This window comes from Oceanobacillus chungangensis, from assembly GCF_003369565.1.
In the GTDB taxonomy this organism is placed as follows: Bacteria; Bacillota; Bacilli; order Bacillales; family Amphibacillaceae; genus Oceanobacillus; species Oceanobacillus chungangensis.
Map to the genome: position 1 here is coordinate 170,544 of NZ_PIOD01000002.1, position 22,295 is coordinate 192,838.

Annotated in this window: 21 protein-coding genes, 1 pseudogene and 2 other annotated features; of the genes and pseudogenes, 21 read left to right on the top strand and 1 reads right to left on the bottom strand. The window is 37.6% G+C overall.

Features of this window, described 5'->3' with window-relative positions:
- The first annotated feature begins 205 nt into the window (after positions 1–205).
- Positions 206–1,495 carry a stage VI sporulation protein D gene (gene spoVID / locus CWR45_RS01945; protein ID WP_115748113.1) on the top strand — a complete coding sequence of 430 codons (1,290 nt, stop codon included), beginning with the start codon at positions 206–208 and terminating at the stop codon, positions 1,493–1,495.
- 123 nt (positions 1,496–1,618) lie between these two features.
- On the top strand, positions 1,619–2,623 hold the full coding sequence (locus CWR45_RS01950; RefSeq protein WP_115748114.1) for a protein kinase family protein: 1,005 nt from the start codon (positions 1,619–1,621) through the stop codon (positions 2,621–2,623).
- Between the two features lie 83 nt (positions 2,624–2,706).
- On the opposite strand, the gene CWR45_RS01955 is transcribed toward CWR45_RS01950, so the two are convergent.
- Positions 2,707–2,895 carry a hypothetical protein gene (locus CWR45_RS01955; protein WP_115748115.1) on the bottom strand — a complete coding sequence of 63 codons (189 nt, stop codon included), beginning with the start codon at positions 2,893–2,895 and terminating at the stop codon, positions 2,707–2,709.
- 265 nt (positions 2,896–3,160) lie between these two features.
- Positions 3,161–3,390: a binding site (T-box leader), on the top strand.
- 212 nt (positions 3,391–3,602) lie between these two features.
- On the opposite strand from CWR45_RS01955, the gene CWR45_RS01960 reads away from it, so the two are divergent.
- The 19 genes and pseudogenes from CWR45_RS01960 to CWR45_RS02060 all read left to right on the top strand — a co-directional run bounded on the left by CWR45_RS01960 (position 3,603) and on the right by CWR45_RS02060 (position 22,235).
- A complete protein-coding gene (locus CWR45_RS01960; RefSeq protein ID WP_115748116.1) occupies positions 3,603–6,248 on the top strand; it encodes a valine--tRNA ligase in 2,646 nt (881 codons plus the stop codon).
- A 294-nt stretch (positions 6,249–6,542) separates the two neighbouring features.
- Positions 6,543–7,445, top strand: coding sequence for an SPOR domain-containing protein (locus tag CWR45_RS01965; RefSeq protein WP_115748117.1), 903 nt, complete (start codon positions 6,543–6,545; stop codon positions 7,443–7,445).
- Positions 7,446–7,680: 235 nt separating this feature from the next.
- On the top strand, positions 7,681–8,226 hold the full coding sequence (radC, locus tag CWR45_RS01970; RefSeq protein WP_147294820.1) for a RadC family protein: 546 nt from the start codon (positions 7,681–7,683) through the stop codon (positions 8,224–8,226).
- Between the two features lie 930 nt (positions 8,227–9,156).
- Positions 9,157–9,303 (top strand): annotated as a pseudogene (locus CWR45_RS01975) (JAB domain-containing protein); the annotation flags it as partial.
- A 241-nt stretch (positions 9,304–9,544) separates the two neighbouring features.
- Positions 9,545–10,585 carry a rod shape-determining protein gene (locus CWR45_RS01980; RefSeq protein WP_115748120.1) on the top strand — a complete coding sequence of 347 codons (1,041 nt, stop codon included), beginning with the start codon at positions 9,545–9,547 and terminating at the stop codon, positions 10,583–10,585.
- A 12-nt stretch (positions 10,586–10,597) separates the two neighbouring features.
- Complete coding sequence (gene mreC / locus CWR45_RS01985) at positions 10,598–11,473, top strand: rod shape-determining protein MreC (RefSeq protein ID WP_115748121.1); 876 nt, start codon at positions 10,598–10,600, stop codon at positions 11,471–11,473.
- Entirely contained in the window at positions 11,473–11,997 is a 525-nt protein-coding gene (gene mreD / locus CWR45_RS01990; RefSeq protein ID WP_115748122.1) for a rod shape-determining protein MreD, read from the top strand. Before mreC ends, mreD begins: the two co-directional genes overlap by 1 nt.
- An 85-nt stretch (positions 11,998–12,082) precedes the next feature.
- Positions 12,083–12,769, top strand: coding sequence for a septum site-determining protein MinC (minC, locus tag CWR45_RS01995; RefSeq protein ID WP_115748123.1), 687 nt, complete (start codon positions 12,083–12,085; stop codon positions 12,767–12,769).
- Positions 12,762–13,562, top strand: coding sequence for a septum site-determining protein MinD (gene minD / locus CWR45_RS02000; RefSeq protein ID WP_115748124.1), 801 nt, complete (start codon positions 12,762–12,764; stop codon positions 13,560–13,562). The genes minC and minD overlap by 8 nt, the downstream gene beginning before the upstream one ends.
- Before the next feature lie 264 nt (positions 13,563–13,826).
- On the top strand, positions 13,827–14,591 hold the full coding sequence (locus CWR45_RS02005; protein ID WP_115748125.1) for a peptidoglycan DD-metalloendopeptidase family protein: 765 nt from the start codon (positions 13,827–13,829) through the stop codon (positions 14,589–14,591).
- Positions 14,578–15,441 (top strand): M50 family metallopeptidase, encoded by an 864-nt coding sequence (locus CWR45_RS02010; protein WP_115748126.1) that lies wholly within the window; start codon positions 14,578–14,580, stop codon positions 15,439–15,441. The genes CWR45_RS02005 and CWR45_RS02010 overlap by 14 nt, the downstream gene beginning before the upstream one ends.
- 70 nt (positions 15,442–15,511) lie before the next feature.
- Positions 15,512–15,594, top strand: a sequence feature (ribosomal protein L21 leader region).
- A 13-nt stretch (positions 15,595–15,607) separates the two neighbouring features.
- Entirely contained in the window at positions 15,608–15,916 is a 309-nt protein-coding gene (gene rplU / locus CWR45_RS02015) for a 50S ribosomal protein L21 (RefSeq protein WP_115748127.1), read from the top strand.
- Positions 15,917–15,927: 11 nt separating this feature from the next.
- Positions 15,928–16,257 carry a ribosomal-processing cysteine protease Prp gene (locus CWR45_RS02020; RefSeq protein WP_115748128.1) on the top strand — a complete coding sequence of 110 codons (330 nt, stop codon included), beginning with the start codon at positions 15,928–15,930 and terminating at the stop codon, positions 16,255–16,257.
- Between the two features lie 13 nt (positions 16,258–16,270).
- Complete coding sequence (gene rpmA, locus CWR45_RS02025) at positions 16,271–16,561, top strand: 50S ribosomal protein L27 (RefSeq protein ID WP_115748129.1); 291 nt, start codon at positions 16,271–16,273, stop codon at positions 16,559–16,561.
- A gap of 259 nt (positions 16,562–16,820) precedes the next feature.
- Positions 16,821–17,081: a Spo0B domain-containing protein gene (locus CWR45_RS02030; RefSeq protein WP_170138766.1), complete on the top strand. Its 261-nt coding sequence runs from the start codon at positions 16,821–16,823 to the stop codon at positions 17,079–17,081.
- 281 nt (positions 17,082–17,362) lie between these two features.
- The gene (gene obgE, locus CWR45_RS02040) at positions 17,363–18,643 is read left to right on the top strand and encodes a GTPase ObgE (RefSeq protein ID WP_115748132.1); all 1,281 of its coding nucleotides are present in this window, start codon (positions 17,363–17,365) and stop codon (positions 18,641–18,643) included.
- A 272-nt stretch (positions 18,644–18,915) separates the two neighbouring features.
- Positions 18,916–19,767 (top strand): prephenate dehydratase, encoded by an 852-nt coding sequence (gene pheA, locus CWR45_RS02045; RefSeq protein ID WP_115748133.1) that lies wholly within the window; start codon positions 18,916–18,918, stop codon positions 19,765–19,767.
- Positions 19,768–20,136: 369 nt separating this feature from the next.
- On the top strand, positions 20,137–21,216 hold the full coding sequence (locus CWR45_RS20030; protein WP_245975314.1) for a LysM peptidoglycan-binding domain-containing protein: 1,080 nt from the start codon (positions 20,137–20,139) through the stop codon (positions 21,214–21,216).
- Positions 21,217–21,503: 287 nt separating this feature from the next.
- Positions 21,504–22,235, top strand: a complete 732-nt coding sequence (locus tag CWR45_RS02060; protein ID WP_115748134.1) for a YebC/PmpR family DNA-binding transcriptional regulator — start codon at positions 21,504–21,506, stop codon at positions 22,233–22,235.
- Positions 22,236–22,295 lie beyond the last annotated feature (60 nt).

The following is a 22,295-nucleotide window of genomic DNA, read 5'->3' on the forward strand; positions in this document are numbered from 1 at the left end:
GCAAATATCATCCTAAGCCAGTTTGCAGTTTATATAAAGTACGATAGTCCCCCGTAATGAACCTAACTAATATAAAACCTCAGTTTTCACTTAAAGACTAGGAGAAACCTCAGTTTCTAAGCATATCTCAAAAATATCCTTCATATAGATAATTAAGACATATCGAGCATATTAGCAAGCTGTATGCCGGAAAGGAGGAAATCAGTTGACTACTGATTCATCAGTATTTACTTTTGAATTAAATGAGTCCTTGTTTTTTGAAAAAGGGCAGGAAGTTGCAGAGCTTAGAGGAATCTCTTTAGATCCTGAAATTTCGATTGAAGCCTATTCTGAATATATTTCGATAAAAGGGGTAATTGAACTAAGCGGGGACTATGTTAGGATTGTTTCGGAGGAGGAAGAGCCAGGAGAATCATGGCTAAACTTTGATAATTTACATGTGAAACGATATATAGAAAAAGTGATAAATGTTGATGATGAAATATCAGAATTTACACATCGTTTTCCAATTGAAATTTCCGTGCCAACTTATCGTGTTAATGATTTTAATGATGTGACAGTTAGTATTGAAGCGTTTGATTATGAAATTCCCGAGGAAAGCCAGTTGAAGCTTTATTCCACAATTGCGATCCATGGTATCAATCGCGAGGTCGATCATCCTCAGTTATTTGAAGACGAGGTGGATTCAGACGAGGCTGATGAAGAACGAATAGAGCGAGAATTGGAAGACACGTTTCAATTTGAAATTAAGAAAAGGCAAAATCTTGAAGCAGCAGATAAAGCTGATACGGCTCAATTAGAGCGAGAAACAGAAGATATGTCTCAAATTGAGAACAAAGAAAAACAAGAACCGGAGATGGAAGAGGCAGAGGGAGAGGCTGCAGTTCAATTAGATCGAGAAACGGAAAGCACGACTCAAATTGAGAACAAGGAAAGACAAGAACCGAAGATGGAAGAGGCAGAGGGAGAGGCTGTAGTTCAATTATATCGAGAAACAGAAGGCACGATTCAAATTGAAAACAAGGAAAAACAAGAACTGGAAGCAGGAAATCAGGAACATTCCCCTATTTTATCCGAATCACTAAAAGTAGATGAAGATGATGTTGGGAGAGTGAAAATAAAATCACAATCTTTTGCTGACTTTTTCGGAAAGATGGGTGATGTGGAACAGGAAGATATTGAAGATATAGAAGAAGAAATAGAAGAGGAAATAGATGATACCGATAATGATTGGCATGAAGAGCAAATTGAAGAAGATAATTATGTAGATAGGGAAGTAGAGGATGTAAGTTATCTATCGGATGTTTTTCGTAACTCTGAAGAGAATAAATTTATTAAAATGCGACTTTGTATTGTACAAAAAGAAGACACAATTGAAACTATCGCAGAACGATTCCATGTTAGTGCAATCCAACTAATTAAGCAAAATCAATTGGAAGATGATTTTGATGTGTCAGAAGGTCAATTATTATATATCCCGGCAGAGAAAAAATAACGAACAAAAGCAGAGCATTCAATAAAGTACCTTCAGTCAAACAGCAGACTCAAATTGTAAATTGCAGCTACCCCTTGAAATTCGATCAAGGGGTAGAATCTATTTAAAATTGGTGGTGGAAAAATGGATACGGTCAAGAGGGTTCTGCACGCATATGGTATTTATCCCGAAGAAATTCAAGAAGTAACAGCTCAATTATATCGAGTAAATGATGGTAAGCATACTTATGCATTAAAGAAGAGTTCCTTAACCGTCCAAACAATATCACAATGGGAATATGTTTATAAGCAAGCAAACATATTACACTTAACTGCGATTGTACCGGTTTATTTAACAGTTGATGGAAATTTATTTATGGAATTAAATGAAATCTATTATTATTTATCTCCTTGGATCGATGAGTCGAATCAAGCAATGACCAAGCCATGGCTGGATAATGTACTAATAAATCTTGCTACTATTCACGAAAAAACGAAAAGAACCCAGTCCATCTCAACGGGAAATCTTAAAAAGAGTTTTACGAGCTATCAATCATATTGCGAGCAGGTGAAGAAGGATTTGCTGGACATAGTAATCGAATTTGAAAAAAGCAGATATATGGCACCATTTGAGCTTCAGGTTTGCACACAATATCGTGACCTGGAGTATGCTTTAAATGAATCGAATAAGCGGATTGATCAATTTATTGATTCAGATGATGCCGAATTTCTATGGAATACATCATTATGCCATCGCAGTTTAAATCATTCCCATCTACCTGGCTCTTTTATTATTAATTGGGAACGGGCGAATTATGAGAACGCGGTGAATGATTTGGTCAGCTTTTTTCATTATGAGGCTAGTAACTTTGATGGCCCCACTGAAAAGTTAATCGAATTATTTCCGACGTACAATGACATTTATCGTTTGAGTAAGCCAGAGCATCAATTGCTTAATATATATTTATTAGATCCAACAAATTATACTAATCTTGTTAGTAACTATTTTCAAAAAACAACAAAATATTCGATGATCCATCAGGTTCAATCTCTGCAAAAGGAATATAGAAAACTAATATTTGGTTTGAAATGGTCAGCTTACATTGAAAAAGAGTTTGAAACAATCAGTTTTGAGGACCTTGGTAGTTAAGAAATTATTATGACTTTATCCCTTCATAATTGCAACTAGGGCTGTCACCGAAAGGCTTGGTGACAACCAAGGATTTTGTAAAGTTAAAACCACTCTAAATAAAATGCAATCAGTAAGCAGACTAATAATCCTAGTAAGATTAAATCAAAGGTAGTAACGAAAAATATCGTACGAACTAATTGGAAAATCAAGATTGGTAAAGTAATGCTTTCTAATATAAAAATACACCGTCTTGCCCAAGGTGGAAGTTTGTATCGGTAGTAGCGCCCCATTTCTTATCCTCCCTTCTGAATTGATAAAGATATATGAAGAATTTCCCTTTACAGTTTCCGTAAGATTGTTCAAGTATAGTTCATGCATCATTTCCAGTAATAAGTGAGGCCTCTTTTGGTCTGCAAGCAGCTAAATGGCTGCACAGTTAATTCTTTTACAATATAATATGTATACATAGCCTTGAATTGTGCAATAGCTATTATAATAGTTGACGTTTATTAATTGAAGCTATAAAATGAAAGTAAATTACCTTCAAGTTTATACGTAAATGCGAGGATAGGGAAGAGTACAAGATAAATACCTAAAGAGAGGGAAATGTTTGCTGAGAATTTCCCAGGATAGTTTATTTTGGAAGGTCGCCCTTGATGCAGCATCTTTGAAGTCACAGTAGGAGATGCCGGGAGTCTGCCGTTATTAGCTAATAAGTGTATGAACTATTAATTGGTTTATAAACAAAGGTGGTACCACGGAAGCTAACCCTTTTCGTCCTTTATTTTAAGGATGAAAAGGTTTTTTTTAGTTTACTTTGGCAGTTATGAAAGTATAAAATATTTCTTACTGCATAATTGCAACTAAGGTTATCGCCGAAAAGCTTGGTGAACACCAAGTTTTATAACAGTAAAAGTTTTTCACTGCGAAGGTGCGGCTGAGGCTTTTATCTAAATGCTGGTGACAGTTAAGTTTTCTACTATTAGGAGGTCAAAAAATGAGTGAGCAAGAAAAAACATCACTTCCATCAAAATATAATCCACAGGAAGTTGAAAAAGGTCGTTATCAATTTTGGTTAGAAGGTAAATATTTTGAAGCTACGGGGGAACCAGATAAAGAGCCGTATTCCATTGTTATTCCACCGCCAAATGTGACAGGAAAACTGCATCTAGGCCATGCATGGGATACGACGATGCAGGATACCATTTCCCGGATGAAACGAATGCAAGGGTACGATGTTCTATGGTTACCTGGAATGGATCATGCAGGTATTGCTACACAAGCAAAAGTTGAAGCAAAATTAAAAGAACAAGGCACGAACCGTTATGATTTAGGGCGTGAGAAATTCCTTGATACAGCATGGGAATGGAAGGAAGAATATGCCGATTTCATTCGCTCCCAATGGGAAAAGATGGGATTAGGGCTCGATTACTCACGTGAACGTTTCACACTTGATGAAGGATTATCAGAAGCGGTTAAGGAAGTATTTGTAAAGCTTTATGAAAAAGGGCTTATCTATCGCGGAGAGTACATTATTAACTGGGATCCACAAACTCAAACTGCATTATCTGATATAGAAGTAATCTATGAAGAGGTTCACGGTAAGTTTTACCATATGAACTATCCAATTAAGGATAGTGAAGAAACTATTGAAATCGCAACAACACGTCCAGAAACAATGCTCGGTGATACGGCGGTTGCTGTCCATCCGAAAGATGAGCGTTACCAGCATCTAATCGGTAAAACCGTAATTTTACCAATCGTTGGTCGAGAAATTCCAATTGTTGCCGATGAATACGTTGATATGGAATTAGGTTCAGGAGCTGTTAAAATTACACCAGCACATGATCCAAACGACTTTGAAGTAGGAAATCGTCATAATTTAGAACGAATCCTAGTGATGAATGAAGATGGGTCAATGAATGAAAATGCAGGTAAATATCAAGGACTTGATCGTTTTGAGTGCCGAAAACAAATCGTAAAAGATCTTCAAGAAATGAGTGTCCTTTTTAATATTGAGGAACGAATTCATCAAGTTGGTCATTCTGAACGAAGTGGTGCAGTAGTGGAACCATATTTATCAACGCAATGGTTTGTAAAAATGCAGCCACTTGCAGATGAAGTAATTGAATTACAAAAGAGCGAGAACAAAGTAAACTTTGTTCCCGAGCGTTTTGAAAATACGTATTTAGGCTGGATGGAAAATATCCGCGATTGGTGTATTTCTCGTCAGTTATGGTGGGGGCATCGTATCCCAGCTTGGTATCATAAAGAAACTGGCGAAGTATATGTAGGGAAGGAAGCACCACAGGATATCGAAAACTGGAAGCAGGATGAGGATGTACTAGATACATGGTTCTCATCAGCATTATGGCCATTCTCAACGATGGGTTGGCCTGATACGGACGCAGAAGATTTCAAACGATACTTCCCAACCGATGTACTTGTAACTGGGTATGACATTATCTTCTTCTGGGTTGCTCGGATGATTTTCCAATCGAAGGAATTTACAGGAGAACGACCGTTCAAGGATGTTTTAATTCATGGGTTGATTCGTGATGAACAAGGACGAAAAATGAGTAAATCGCTTGGAAATGGTGTCGATCCAATGGATGTCATTGATAAATATGGTGCAGATTCACTCCGTTACTTCTTACTTACTGGATCAACTCCAGGGCAGGATTTACGTTTCTATTGGGAAAAAGTAGAGTCAACATGGAATTTTGCTAACAAAGTGTGGAATGCTTCCCGTTTCTCTCTAATGAACATGGAAGGATTTACGTATGAGGATATTGATTTAACCGGTGAATTGTCACTTGCAGATAAATGGATTTTGACTAGACTGAATGAAACGATTGAACATGTAACGAAAAATACCGATAAATATGAATTCGGTGAAGCTGGTCGTCATCTATACAACTTTATTTGGGATGAGTTATGTGATTGGTATATCGAAATGGCGAAATTGCCGTTATATGGCGATGATGAAGCGAAGAAGAAAACAACTCGCTCCGTACTCGCACATGTACTGGATCAAACAATGCGTATGTTACATCCATACATGCCATTCATTACGGAAGAAATCTGGCAGCAATTACCACACAATGGGGATTCGATAACAGTAGCAAAATGGCCGGAAGTACGAAGCGAATTCCATGATGATACAGCAGCAAAAGAAATGAAACGTTTAGTTGCAATTATTAAGTCTGTACGTAATATTCGTGCAGAAGTAGATACACCTATGTCTAAACAAATTAGCTTGCTAATTCAGGCACAGGATGATGCAGTAGTGAAAGAACTGGAGCAAGAGCGCGAGTATTTGGAACGCTTCTGTAATCCTAGTGAATTAACAATTGCTACGAAATTAGCTGTACCAGAAAAAGCGATGTCAGCAGTTGTAACAGGTGCAGAGTTATTCCTGCCACTCGAAGGATTAATTGATTTTGACAAAGAAATTGAACGATTGGAAAAAGAATTAGAGAAATGGACAAAAGAAGTGGAACGTGTTCAGAAGAAGCTAGGCAACCAAGGCTTTGTAAGCAAGGCACCACAAGCTGTTGTCGATGAAGAAAAACGAAAAGAACAAGATTATCTTGATAAACAAGCCAAAGTGAAAGCTAGACTTAAGGAATTAAAAGGGTAATACAAGAAGCGGAAATTCATGATGAATTTCCGCTATTTTTTTAGAGGAATTTCCGCTAAAAAGGCACCGTACTGGGACTGCGAATACTCGCCCTAATGAAATACTATGTTGTGATTGGAGATCTCACGTACGTGGCCCAGTCCATAAGGAGACTATAACGACTCTCTAATGTTTGCTCGAAATAACATACTATATGTCACATTATTTATTAAATCATTAGACATCATTCGTCTTACTTCTTATAGCTCCTGTGCTAGAGTTGAATTAATTACTCTAGCAAAGCGGGGGAAAAGCGTGGCTAAGAAAAAAAAGGTAATCATCAAACAAAATGGTAAAGTTATCAATCAGCAAAAACATCAGTCCATCAGGAAATTGGCTGATACTAATTTCTACCAAGGAGAGCAAGCGGCAACCGTCCAAGAATCGGAACAGGATAATGTAGATGAAGAAGTTCAAACGTTTGCGAGTCTAAAGCAACCGAAAATGCAACAAGGAAAGAAAACGGGGCGTTTTCGCTCACTTCGAACACTGCTTATAGCAATCGGTTCTGCAATAATAATTGGTTCGGTTTTAAGTTATGTGATGTTTCAAATTTTTGTAATTGTCGATGGCAATCAAGCGGCAGATCCAGGTCTAGCAACAACACCTATAAATCAACGGGATAATCAGGAGGCTATCCCTACACAAGCACATTCTCTTATATCTTTAAATGCATTTGTTTTACAAGCAGGCGTGTTTTCAAATAAAACGAATGCTGATGAGTGGATGAACATATTTGCGGATGCTGGTCTAGAAGCAATCGTTTGGGAAAAGGATGATCAATACTTTTTATTTTTAGGAGTAGCTGCTACAAAAGAACAGGCCAAAACAATTGCAACCGGACTTACGACTGAATTTGATATATTTGTTAAGGAATGGTCAACAGCTGAAGGGGAGGTTAAACTTACGGATGGAGAATTTCAGTTCGTTCAGCAATTTACAGAGGATTTTCAGACAGCACTGTCAGTTCTAAGTGATCCGCTAGCAACTTTACCGGAAAACATATTTACAGAACCTAGTGAACAAACTGTTGCTGATTCTGAGATACTAGGATCAATAACTTCAGAAATCTCTAAAATAAATGAGTTAACATCAACAGAAGCCAACTTAAGTTTACTACGACTTATGAACCAGTACGATCAGTTATTAAGCCAATAACAACATCTAAATAAATCGCTGCTTTCATCTTTTGCTTGTTGCCTTATTAAATTTTACCGTTTTTCTATTTTGGGTAATGATTCATCATTGATAATTGACTTTTCTCTTAGCACATAAATGATTTTTCAACCTGATTCACTACTTTATTATGTGGATTTAGCAGTTTGTGTTCCTGCTCTTCTCTAAGTAATATGATTGTATCTTATGAAAGGAGGAGAAAATAGTGTCGCTATCAATGATTACAATTAAAGATGTTCCCAAGGAGGAACGACCGCGGGAAAGATTGTTAAGTTTAGGTTCGGAACATCTTTCAAACCAAGAGATTCTAGCAATATTAATTGGTAGTGGAACGAGAGAAGAGCCTGTTATGGCACTCTCAAATCGTATTTTAATGCATTTTGAAGGTCTAAAATTGTTGAAGGAAGCAACGATTGAAGAGTTGATTGCGATTAAAGGGATAGGTGAAGCTAAGGGGGTATTGATTTTAGCTGCAATAGAACTTGGAAAGAGAATGAATCAGTACAAGCCAAATGAGAAGTATATTATCCGTTCTCCGGACGATGGCGCGAGTTATGTCATGGAGGAAATGCGCCACTTGAAGCAGGAGCATTTTGTTGTCCTCTTCCTCAACACTAAAAACCAGATTGTTCATCGTCAAACAATTTTTATCGGTAGTCTGAATGCATCGATTGTACACCCTAGAGAAGTGTACCGCGAGGCAGTAAAACGATCAGCAGCATCGATTATTGTTGCCCATAACCATCGTGCGACATGTTCGTAACTGAAAAGGTTACGCACGCTTCCTTATATAAGGGAAGTGTGAACGCTTAACTCGATAGGTAGAATGATAGAATAATATCTTGGTTGTTAAGTACGCATAAGCAATTTTTTACTGTCAAAGTGCAGCTAGCACATCAGCTAAATACTTAGTGACAACCTAGCATTCTAAAAATGCCTACTCTAATCCTCCGACATGCTGGATTTGATGTGTATAAGAACCTGGTATGAAGCTCGGTGAAGTCGGCTGAACGTTGTCGTAGTGCTATGTAGTAACCGAAAGCCAATCTGAAGTGGTTGGTGCAGCGGATAGGCCGGGAGTCGAAAAAAACTTAATATGGTGAGAATGTGCAAAAATCACTGACGAACTAGCGAAGGAAATGTCTGAAAGTGGGACCATTTAGAAATGAATGGACTTGATTAATAATCAAGTGTGTTCCGTGGACGAGTAAACGATGGTTATGAAAGCTCCACGCACCGGTAAAGCGGTGGAGAGGACACCAGGCAAGAGCTAGCACCTAAATTAAGAACTGATAGAGTTAAGTGAACGTGGAAAGCTGCCAACATGGAGAGTACACACTCGGACGAAGTGTTAGAAAGGAAATGTTTTATCAATAACTTTCTTTTATGGCAGTGAGAGTAGAGGCAGGAGCAAGGACGTTTCTGTAATGGAAACCGAGTTATAGCCTCAAGTCGTTTTGTCCAATTTCGTTCAGCTCAATCATCTAGAATTAACTTTACGTTATATAATAAGAATGAAATAGACCTCGATATGAAAAGCAAGAACATCTTCAAAAAAATCCCCAACATAACAATGATTGAGTATAACGAAAGATGACAAACGATGGAGTGCCGTGTGCGATGAAAGTTGCATGCACGGTACGGAGCAGGGGAAAAGGCGGTGATTATCTCAAAGCCTTACCTATTGCTATCAAGCGGGGATCCCTCCCCATCACAAGAAGATATCCATGTCACAAGAAGACTGGTTGAATCAGGGAAAATAATTGGCATTGATTTATTAGACCACTTGATTATAGGGGATCAAAAATTTGTGTCATTAAAAGAAAAAGGATACTTGTAATACTAATACTATCAATTTTGGTTATAATTTCGTATAATTAAATATGGATTCGTAATGTAGCGCCATTTTCGTAATTTCTTATAGAAAAAGTGGCGCTTATTCAGCTTGATAGGAACAAGCTGGCGATATACAATGATAACGGTAAGTGCCATAATTAATGTTTATATGCACGAGTAAAAATTAATCTGTATCGCAGAGCTACATATAAGATTTGAATTGTGATTTGGAGAGGGAGATTGTTTTGACTAGATTTAGTTTGTCACAAGATATCGGTATCGACCTGGGGACAGCGAATACCCTTGTATATGTTAATGGAAAAGGGATCGTCGTAAGAGAGCCTTCAGTCGTCGCAAAAAATGCACAAACAGGGGAAATCGAAGCAGTTGGAAGTGCAGCAAGAAATATGATTGGAAGAACACCAGGGAATATTCAAGTAATAAGACCGATGAAGGACGGTGTCATTGCAGACTATGATACAACGGCATCGATGATGAAATATTACATCAAGAAAGCAATGCGGAAACGATCTTCTTTTGCTAGGAAACCAAGTGTCATTATTTGTGTTCCTTCTGGTATTACAATGGTAGAAGAACGTGCAGTTATTGATGCAGCAAAGCAAGCAGGTGCAAAGGAAGCCTTCCCAATTGCTGAGCCTTTTGCTGCTGCAATTGGGGCGGGTTTACCGGTATGGGAGCCGACTGGAAGTATGATAGTTGATATCGGTGGTGGTACGACGGAGGTTGCTGTTATTTCTTTAGGCGGAATTGTTACCAGCCAGTCGATCCGAATTGCCGGGGATGATATGGATGAAGCAATCATTCAATATGTTCGCAAAAACTATAGCCTCATGATTGGGGAAAGATCTGCAGAATCACTTAAAATGGATATCGGCAGTGCAGGTGAGGTTACAGAGGATGTTGAAATGGAAGTCCGTGGTCGTGACTTATTAACTGGTTTGCCGAAAACAGTTACCGTAACTGCATCTGAGATTGCTTCTTCCATCAATGATGCAGTAAGTGCAATCGTAGAAGGTGTGAAAAGCACATTAGAAAAAACTCCACCAGAACTTGCAGCAGATATTATGGATCGTGGAATTGTGTTATCTGGCGGTGGTGCATTATTAAAAAATTTAGACAAAGTTATCAGTGATGAGACGAGGATACCTGTATTTGTTACAGAGGAACCGTTAGACAGTGTCGCGACTGGAACAGGTAAATCATTAGAGTTTATTCAACAGTTCCGTTCCAATCCAAACATTTCTTCTCATCCTTCCATAATTTAAGAGGGTGTTGTTATGCCGTTTTTACGAAACAAAAAATTATTTGTATTTTTAATAGGATTTATTATCCTCGTTATCCTAATTGGATACTCGTTAAATAATCGAGATAATCCAAATACAGCTGAGAAATTTTTAAACGATGTTGTTGGATGGGGACAGAATGTCATTCATACCCCAGTCAATTTTGTAACAGATATTGTTGCAAATATTAAAGATTTCAAAAGTACGTATGAAGAAAATCAGGTATTAAGAGAACAAATTGCACAGCATAAGGGGCTAGTGTATCAAGTGCAGGAGCTTAAAAAAGAAAATGAGCAGCTCCGTAACAATTTAAATATTACAGAAACTATTCGCGACTATAATCCAATTCAAGCCACGGTTATTGCACGTTCTCCTGAGCAATGGCTCAATGAAGTTACAATTAATAAAGGTGAGCAGCATGGGATTAAACAGAATATGGTAGTAATCACTGCTGAAGGCATGGTTGGGAAAGTTAAAACAGCCAATGGATTTACATCAAAAGTGCAATTATTGTCTGGGTTTGATGAGTATAACCGGATATCCGCGATGATTTCGCGTGAAGAAGGTGGCAATATATACGGAATGATTGAAGGATTTGATAAGGAAACGAACTCGCTTTTATTCAGGATTATTGAGGAATCTGATACAGATATAGAAGAAGGCGAATTAGTCGTTTCATCTGGTATGGGTGGCGTATTCCCAGCAGGGCTTCAAATTGGAACGGTTAAGGATGTCGTCTCCGATCAATATGGCTTAACTCGTACAGCACTAGTGGAACCGGCAGCAGAAATGTATGAAGTTAATCAAGTGATAGTGCTTGACAGAAGTATTGAGGGAGTAGAAGAAAGTGAAACTGAGGGGGATGAGTAATGAAACGATTATATATCCCGCTCCTTCTATTTCTCCTGCTAATACTTGAAGGAGTTGCAATCGACTTTTTGCCATCAACCGTTGTGATGGGCAATCAATTATTTACTCCACATTGGGTAGCAGGTTTTTTAGTGCTTGTGGCGGTATTGTATGATAAAGATGATACATATTTTGCGGTAGTATATGCACTTATTTTTGGTTTGCTTTTAGATGCTGTATATGCTGGGGTTTTAGGGGTATATATGTTCTCCTATACAGTTTCAATTTATATTATCCAAAACTTAAAGAAAATGCTACACGGTAATTTCTTTGTCGTGGTATTATTAGGTGTAGTGGGTATTATCATAGCAGATATTATGATTTATATTATCTATTTAATCATTGGGATGACTGATATGTTTTGGCAAGATTATTTATTTAATCGTTTGCTACCGACGGTATTACTTAATCTTTTATTTATGATTATTATCTATCCCCTGTTTGCGAAAAGAGTACAACGATGGGGAAATGAACAATTGGATTGAAGAAATTCATTCAGATTGTTGCAGTTAATTATTGACTTTAACTAATGCTGTAAATGCGTTAAGGATGTAATGAGGTGACTTTATTTTGCTTGATAAGAAACAATTGGTAACGATTAAGGGGACACGTGAAGGGCTAATACTTTTTATTGATGAAGCTTGTTCATTTAATGAAGCAATTACGGAACTTCATGACAAAATAAATTCTAGCAAGCCTAAGCCTGATGAACCGATTGTTTCGGTAACTGTCAAATTAGGAAATCGTTATTTGAAAACTGAACAAGAAGAACGACTAAGAGAAATTATTAGTACCGAAAATCGTTTTGAAATATACGCTATCGAGTCTGATGTTGTCCTTAAAGATGATGCATTGCGCTGGAAAGAAAATAGCGAGGTAAAAATCGTAAATCAAATTATTCGATCTGGACAAGTATTGAATATTACTGGGGATCTATTATTAATTGGTGATGTGAATCCAGGTGGCAAAGTAATTGCAACTGGTAATGTGTATATTATGGGTAATTTGTATGGGATAGCCCATGCTGGTGTGAATGGTGACCATAATACATTTATTATTGCATCCTATATGAAGCCCACTCAACTTCGGATAGCAAATTATATTAGTCGTGCTCCAGATTATGAATCTGAAGGTGTGTATATGGAATGTGGTCTAATTGATGAAGAACAAGATAAAATCATTATTGATCGACTACAAGTACTCGCACGAAAGCGCCTAGAACTAAATGGATTCGAAAGGAGAATACAAAATGGGTGAAGCAATCGTAATTACTTCTGGTAAAGGTGGAGTTGGTAAAACAACGACGTCAGCCAATATTGGTACTGCACTTGCATTAATGGAGAAAAAAGTATGTTTAATAGATACAGATATTGGGCTCAGAAATTTAGATGTCATAATGGGGCTTGAAAATCGAATCATTTACGATATTGTTGACGTAATTGAAGGACGTTGTAAATTAAAACAAGCACTCATTCGCGATAAACGTTTTGAATTCCTTTCTCTACTTCCAGCAGCACAAACAAGTGATAAGACGGCGGTAACTTCAGAGGGTATGAAAGAAATAATTACGGAATTAAAACAGGAATATGATTATATTATTATAGATTGTCCTGCCGGAATTGAACAAGGATACCAAAATGCTGTTGCTGGAGCGGATCGAGCAATTGTTGTTACTACTCCGGAAAAAGCTAGTGTAAGAGATGCAGATAGAATTATTGGTTTACTAGAAAAGGAAGAAATGATGGAATCACCGCGTTTAGTAATTAATCGAATTCGCAATCATATGATGAAAAGTGGTGATATGATTGATGTTGATGATATCGTACAACTTCTTTCCATTGATCTTATCGGTATCGTCATTGATGATGAAGAAGTCATTAAAGCTTCGAATAAAGGCGAGCCGGTAGCTTTAACACCGAATTCAAAAGCATCGATCGCTTACCGAAATATTGCAAGAAGAATATTAGGAGAATCCGTTCCATTACAATCACTCGAGGATGAAAAAGGAATGTTTCAACGAGTGAAAGAGTTTTTCAGAATGGGATCATAAACTCTTGGAAGATGTAATGTTACAGGGCATTACATCTTTTTTAGTTTGTTTTGCAATGGCTGTAATTAAAATATAATACGAGATTTTTGGAGTGAGAATTGCTCGTTGGCTTACGACTGCCCGGAATGAAAGTCAACTATACTATTGTGATGTCATCATTATTAAATCACTTGAAAATCTAACATGCATTTCAAAAACAATATTTATTCATATGTTTTTTTCTCTAACATATACTTGTACAAATGTATATGAAGGATGAGATATATGACTAAAGGGGTTAATAAGGTTCGTAAATCAATCGAACAACGCAAAAAGCTTCGAGGTGTTATTCCTAAGGATAATGTAGAGAGACAAATTTTTCCTAGTCTTCCTGAAGAGGAAGAAAAACATGGCTATTACCCTGTTTTTTCAGATACGAGCAGTAGCAAGGGAGGAATAAGCGAGAAACCGGTATCTTCTGGTATTATTTTAAGGGCACTTCTATCGACGATGCTTTTCTTTGGGATTGCATTATTATGGCAGCTAGATTCATCAAGCCTACAAGGACCAAAATTATGGACAAGCAGTGTATTAGAGGAAGAATTTCCATTTGCAAAAGTAAATGTATGGTACAGAGATACTTTCGGAGCACCATTAGCCTTTTCTCCTGAGAAGGTGGACAATCAAAGTCAAGAAATATTAGCACTTCCAGTAAGTGGGGATATTACTGAACCTTTCAGTGGAGAGGGAATACGAATTGAACCTGGTGAAGCTGCGAATGTTTCTGTATTACATGAAGGTATTGTAATTTTTGCAGGAAATGATCGTGATACGAATAAAACCGTTGTCGTTCAACATGCAGATGATAGTATTTCTAGTTACGGCTTTTTAAGTGAAATCGATGTTCATTTATACCAATATGTAGGAAACAACCAAAGAGTCGGGCAATTTACACCAACAGAGGAAAGTGAGACAGTGTATTTTTCAATCGAGAAGGATAATCAATATCTTGATCCGGTTCAGGTGATCCAAGTTGATGACCTTCGTTAATAACCTTCCTATGGTGAAGTTTCATCCGATTCTATATGTATTCATAGCGATTTCTATTCTTACTGGTACATTTACTGAGCTGGCAATTATTCTTTCAATCGTTTTATTTCATGAGCTTGGGCACTTTATCATGGCAAATAGCTTAGGCTGGCGGGTTAGAAGAATTATGCTGTGGGTATTTGGTGGGGTAATGGACACGGATGAGCATGGGACTAAGCCGATTAAGGAGGAAATGCTTGTTACGCTTGCTGGTCCATGCCAGCATTTTATTGTATACTTCTTAATTTTCAGCTTATCACCATTTGATCTAGTTCCTGCTTCATTATTGGAATTAGCCTTTTATTATAATTCTGCAATTCTTTTATTTAATTTATTGCCAATTTATCCACTTGATGGTGGCAAGCTCTTATTTTTGTTGTTATCTGCGATCATGCCATACAAGCAAGCACACCAATCGATCATTCTAGTTTCAATGGGAATGGCGATTGCAATAATTTTCCTTCAGCTTTTTCTTTTCCCATTTACGCTTAGTGCTTTATTTATAATGGTTTTTATTTTTCTGGAAAATCGAACGGAATGGAAGCAGCGCTTTTATACTTTTATCCGATTTTTATTGAATCGTTATGAAGGAACAACCTCGGTTCAAACGATTCAGCCTATTAAAGTGTCTGCGAATAGTACATTTATGGATGTGTTTGCTTTTTTTAAACGAGAAAAGAAACATCCAATTTATATTATTTATCCAGATGAACAGAGGATTGTAATTGACGAGAATGAGTGTTTAAAAAGCTATTTTCATGATAACCAGCATACTCAAACGATAGGTGAAACGTTTCGTTATCAAGAATAGAATAATTACAATGAATGCTTGACAAGTATATACAAAACATGATAACATCAATACGTTATTCATCGTAGCACCAGTGCTACAACCGCACAGATCAGGTGATAGAAACTTAAGGGTTAACTCCCGAGTACCTGCATGGCGAGTCTGAGTTTATTAAGGAGGTGCAAGTATGTACGCAATTATTGAAACAGGTGGTAAGCAAGTTAAAGTTGAAGAAGGTCAAGAAATTTTTGTTGAGAAAATTTCTGCTGAAGCGAATGACTCTGTAACATTTGATAAAGTTCTTTTCGTTGGTGGAGATGACGTTAAAGTCGGCGCTCCTTACGTTGAAGGTGCTACAGTAACGGCTAAAGTTGAAAAACAAGGTCGTCAAAAGAAAGTTACTGTTGTTAAATTCAAAGCTAAGAAAAACTATCATCGTAAACAAGGTCACCGTCAACCATATACTAAATTAGTTATTGAAAAAATCAATCTATAAGGATAATTAATATGATTCGTGTTACTGTATCAAGGTCAGAAAATCAAATTACAGCATTTAAATTAACTGGACATGCAGACAGTGGTCCTTACGGCTATGATCTAGTATGTGCTGGTGTTTCGGCCGTATCGATTGGCACCGTGAATGCAGTACTAGAATTATGCCAAGTTGACCTGCAAATAGAGCAAAGTGCTGAAGGTGGTTATTTACATGTAATCATCCCACCGTCACTTGATTCTGAAATTATGGATAAAGTGCAGCTCTTATTTGAAGGGATGCTTGTTTCCTTAAAATCGATTGAACTTGAGTATAGCAAATTTATTAAAGTAGAACATAACTAGGAGGTGCAAAACTATGCTACGTCTAGATTTACAATTTTTCGCTACGAAAAAAGGTGCTGGTAGTACAAAAAACGGTCGTGATTCACGTTCTAAACGCCTAGGCTCTAAACGTGCTGATGGACAGTTTGTTACTGGTGGATCAATTCTTTATCGCCAACGCGGTACAAAGATTTATCCAGGTGAAAACGTAGGTCGTGGTGGAGATGACACGCTATATGCAAAAGCAGATGGTATCGTGAAATTCGAACGCCTTGGTCGAGATCGTAAAAAAGTAAGTGTGTACCCGGTTGCTCAAGAAGCATAAAAACGGTATATTTAAAACTCCAATCAATCATTTTGGTTGGAGTTTTTTTATATTTTAGACTCATAGCTTATTAATGGTGCCGAGCCTCAAAACTAAAGAGGATTTTATGCTGTCGAAATTTGCGGCTATGCGTTAGAAGTAATCAACATCACACTTACGTCACAAATTGTATAAAAATAGTCATTCCTTAATATACTGTTACAAAATGAACTTTCCATTATTTTCTGCTATAATTCTAATAGCAATGGGGGGAATAATAATGGAGGAGAAAGAAGTTGTTGAAGTCTTACAATTTTATCGTCATGATGTTATGAACGATCTGCAAATAATCAGTGGGTATATAAGTATGGGTAAGCTAGAGAAGGTAGAGAAGAAGTTCGGGGAATTATTCTCCTTTTATGAAGAGGAACGGAAATTAATGAGTATAAAAGCACCAAAATTTATTTTATGGCTCATCCGGTTCAATAATCTCTACAATAATTTCCGTTTAACATACAATATTCAAGTAGAAAATACGTAATTATCCACGATTGATGATATATTAATAAAACGAAGTAAACAAGTAATGGATTTTTTTTCGAGGATTTCTAATTTATCGACGCTGTACGAAGTAAATTTGGATTTAATAAAGCGAAAAAAACCTTCACAAATTGAGGTGAATTTTTCGATTGATGGGCATTTTGAATTGGCGCATAGCTCGACGTTAAATAGTGATTTAGAGAAAGAATTCAATGTGTATAATAGAGAAAATCGTCTGGAGTCTAGTTTTTTGATTCCAATTGAATGATGAGGTGAATGATAATGTTTGTAGATCAGGCTAGTGTTTATGTTAAAGCTGGAGATGGTGGTAATGGACTTGTTGCCTACCGAAGAGAAAAATATGTTCCATTAGGCGGCCCTGCTGGCGGTGATGGTGGAGATGGTGCGGATATTATTTTTGAAGTTGATGAAGGATTGAACACATTGATGGATTTCCGTTACAACCGCCATTTTAAAGCAAAACGTGGAGAAAACGGGATGAGTAAGACCCAGCATGGGAAAAATGCAGCACCATTAATTATTTCCGTACCACCAGGGACAACGGTTATTGATGAGGATACTGAAGAGGTAATTGCTGATTTAACAACCCAAGGACAGCAAGCCGTTATCGTCAAGGGTGGACGTGGAGGTCGTGGAAATACTCGTTTTGTTACACCACGGAATCCTGCTCCAGACATTGCGGAAAATGGGGAACCAGGTCAAGAAAGAAATATTAAGGTAGAATTGAAATTAATCGCTGATGTAGGATTAGTAGGTTTTCCGAGTGTTGGGAAGTCTACATTGCTTTCAGTAGTGAGTGCTGCGAAACCCAAAATCGCGGATTATCATTTCACAACCTTAGCACCGAATTTAGGAGTTGTCGATACAAGTGATCATCGAAGCTTTGTCATGGCGGACCTTCCAGGATTGATTGAAGGAGCTTCTGAAGGTGTTGGACTAGGACATCAATTTTTACGTCATGTAGAACGAACAAGAGTAATTGTTCATGTGATTGATATGGCCAGCATGGAAGGAAGAATTCCATATGATGATTATCAAAAAATCAATAAAGAACTAGAAGAATTCGATGCGAACCTATTGAAACGTCCACAAATTATTGCAGCGAACAAAATGGACATGCCAGGCGCAAAGGAAAACTTGGCGATATTTAAAGATAATTTACCAGAGGGTATCCCTGTTTATGAAATTTCTGCACTAACAAGGGCAGGGTTACGTGACATTTTATTTGCAATTGCTGATTTACTTGAAGCAATTCCGAAGATTGCTCCAGAGATTGAAGATACTGATGAAGAAGTTGTTTATCGTTATCAAAAAGAGGATGCTCCATTTGAAATAACAAGAGATCCTGATGGCGCATTCGTAATTTATGGGGCAAAAGTTGAAAAACTCTTTAAGATGACCAATTTCTCAAGTGATGGTGCAATCCGTCGTTTCTCCCGTCAGTTACGTGGCATGGGTGTTGACGATGAATTACGTAAACGAGGTGCAAAAGATGGGGATACCATTCGTTTATTAGAATATGAGTTTGATTTTGTAGAATAATGGGACCAAAGGCGTAAGTGCCTGTTCAGCGACGTATGAAGGTAAGGAAACTCTCGCTACTCGCTGGGCACTGGAGCTGGACGTGACTTATTATGTCAGGGATTTGAAACTAGGGAATATTTAGTACTTTCCTATTCTTAGTAGGTAAGAAAGTATAAAAACTTTCTCACTACATAAGTGCAGCTGAAGGATGTCACCCAAAAGCTTGGTGACAACCAAGTTTTCTAATAAAAATAGAGTGCTTTTGTATAGGTGGAACAGGGGGAAATAGGATGAAAACAATTGGCTATTTAGGTCCAAAAGGAACATTTACAAAGTTAGCGGTTGATACTGCTTTTAATGATGAGCATAGACGAAGCTTTACTACGATTCCTGAGTGTATTGATGCGGTAGATCGAGATGAGATTGAAATTGGTGTCGTTCCACTGGAAAATGCGATAGAAGGTACCGTACAGTTAACTGTTGATTACCTTATCCATCAAGTAAGATTGCCTGTAGTTGCTGAAATTGTTGTGCCAATTCAACAGCATTTATTAGTTAGGCGAGATTTCACTGGCGAATTAAGTGAGTTAACAGAAATTCATTCGCACAGTCATGCAATTGCACAATGTCATCAATTTATTCACAAGCATCTGCCTGACGCAAACATTCAATTTTCATCTTCAACTGGTAAAGCTGCTGAATTAGTGAGTGAAAGCAAGGATTCAATCGCAGCAATTGGTAATATTATTGCTGCAAAAGAATATGGGTTGCATGTAGTGGAAGAAAATATTCATGATTACCCGAATAATCATACAAGATTCCTTGTGCTTGCAAAGGACCAATCCCTTGTATCTATTCATCATCCTGCGCAGTTAGAACGAACAACATTGATGATCACTTTACCAAGTGATAAGTCTGGTGCGTTGCATCAAATACTTTCGGCATTTGCCTGGCGCAAAATGAACCTATCTAAGATTGAATCCCGTCCAACGAAAACTGGATTAGGAAATTACTTCTTCATTATTGATGTTGACCAGACATATGATGACGTGCTATTTCCGGGCGTTAAGCAGGAATTAGAAGCGTTAGGATGTAGTGTTGACATCCTTGGTACATATCCTGTATACCATATGAATATTTAAGGAAAACCGGCTCTAGTATGAATAGGAGCCGGTTTTTTTACGGATAAAATACAGCTCTTTCCCCACTTCTGGAATCAACGCTATACAGGAGCGAGACTTCCCTCATCTGATGCCAAGATTCACTTGTGCGCCTAAAGCATATCCTTCTCTTTTTGAAGCACTGATTAATAAAATACGGATGGAATTGTCATACCATGAAAGTCGTGCGGGGAACAGACGCAGTACATACATCATTAAACAGATGTTTGCGGTTTTGCTATAGAATTGCGTTGTTAGTTTTGTGAATCGGGCAACTTTTATCATTTTATTGCATATGTTGATATAGAGTAATTAGCCCAGTACTTTGTAATGAAAGGAGTTCGGTTCGTTTTGAAAATACACATCGTTCAAAAAGGTGACACACTTTGGGAACTTTCTAAAAAATACGGTGTCAATTTTGAAGAATTGAAACAGCTTAATTCGCATTTGGCTAGTCCAGATATGATTATGCCAGGAATGAAGATAAAAATTCCAGGTACATCGAAGGCAGTAAAGAAGGAAACAGCAAAAGTAACGCCGAAAGAAACGGTGATACATCCGTACAAGGAGACATCGCAAAAAGCGATGCCTGTAATACATGAGGACGATAATAAGAAACATGTCATGGTGAAACCTGAAGTTCCAGTTCAACCGGTACCGCAAATGCCGGTACAACCGAATATGCCAATGCCAGTACAACCGAATATGCCAATGCCGGTACAACCGAATATGCCAATGCCAGTACAACCAATCATGCAAATGCCAGTGATGGAGCAGGATTTCAATAATTATACGACAATTAATTTCCCGCCAATGCCTGTTCATCATCCAAAAGAAGTGAAGAAAAAGGAACATGTAAAGGCAAAAGAACAACCAGTAGCCAAGCCAGCACCTAAACCGATTCATAAGCCAGTTCAAAAACCGAAAGAAATGAAAGTGCAGCCAGTTGCAGAGCACCCAGTTAGTAATATGCCAATGCCAATGCCAATGCCAATGCCGATTAATATTCAGTTTGTTCTTCCTTGCTGCCCATATCCAATGATGCCGGAACCATGTATGCCAGAACCATGTATGGAACCATGTATGCCACCTCATGCGATGCATCATCCAATGCACCATCCAATGCACCATCCAATGCACCATCCAATGCACCATCCAATGCACCATCAGATGGACCCAATGATGCAAATGCCGCTCGATAACGATTGTGGTTGCGGTTCAAGCATCCCAATTCGTCCTTATGCAGCAGAAGAGCAAATGTATCAAAAAACAATGTCTAATCCAGAGAATAATCATCAACCAGTATTAAATACGCAACAAATGTTTCCAGCACAATTTGGAACCCAGCCTGATGCTAATTTTCCTTACCCTGCCCCTCCATCATACCCTGAAGCAATGATAAAGCGAGATAATGATGAGAATGAGCAATAAAACGGGATTAGAGACGATCCATAATCGTCTCTTTTTTTATCCGATAAAGCGAAGCCTCCTAATTTAGCAATAACTATGATATGATAAAGGGTAGTGTATTTTATTGAATACAATCATAAATCATTTAAGTGACAGTAAAGTTTTCTAATCGTATCGGATTTGATATAGTAGAGTATAGATTCTTTGGCAGCTAAGAAACGATACAAACTATCTTGCTGCATAAGTGCAACGAGGTAATCACTTAAAAACATGGTGGCAACCAAGTTTACTAAAAAAGGAGAATGTTTGTGGCTGGTCATTCTAAGTGGCATAATATACAAAAGCGAAAAGGTGCACAGGATGCAAAACGAGGGAAAATCTTTATGCGTCATGCAAAGGCAATCTATATGGCAGCAAAAGAAGGTGGGGGAGATACGTCAACAAATGCTTCTCTCCGTTTAGTAATTGATAAAGCGAAAGCAGATAATATGCCAAACGATAATATAGAGCGTGCAATAAAAAAAGCTACTGGCACATTGGACGGGGCTAGCTATGAGGAACTAACTTATGAAGGGTATGGACCTGGCGGGGTAGCAGTTATCGTCAATGTATTAACCGATAATAAGAATCGTACGGCTGCAGAAGTTAGACATGCTTTTAAGAAACATGATGGGAATTTAGGAGAAAATGGAAGTGTATCCTTCATGTTTGATAGAAAGGGATATATTGTCATAACGAATGAAGAAGGCTCTATCGATGAAGAGGAGCTTACTTTTGCTGCATTAGAAGCAGGAGCAGATGATATTACTGCTGAAGATGGTGTCTTCGAAATCTTTACAACACCTGAAACATTTACAGAAGTTGTTGAACAATTAAAGGAAGACAGCTATACAATTGAACAGAGTGAAGTAACGTTAATTCCGCAAAATTATAATAGCGTCACTGAAGAGGAAGAAGAGAAAATGCAGCAACTCATTGATACACTTGAGGATAATGAAGATGTTCAAGATATCCATCATAATCTAGAGTCAACAATGTAAGTTGTTTGAATTGGGATTAAATAAACCTGAATTAAACTTCTATTTCTGTAGAAATAGAAG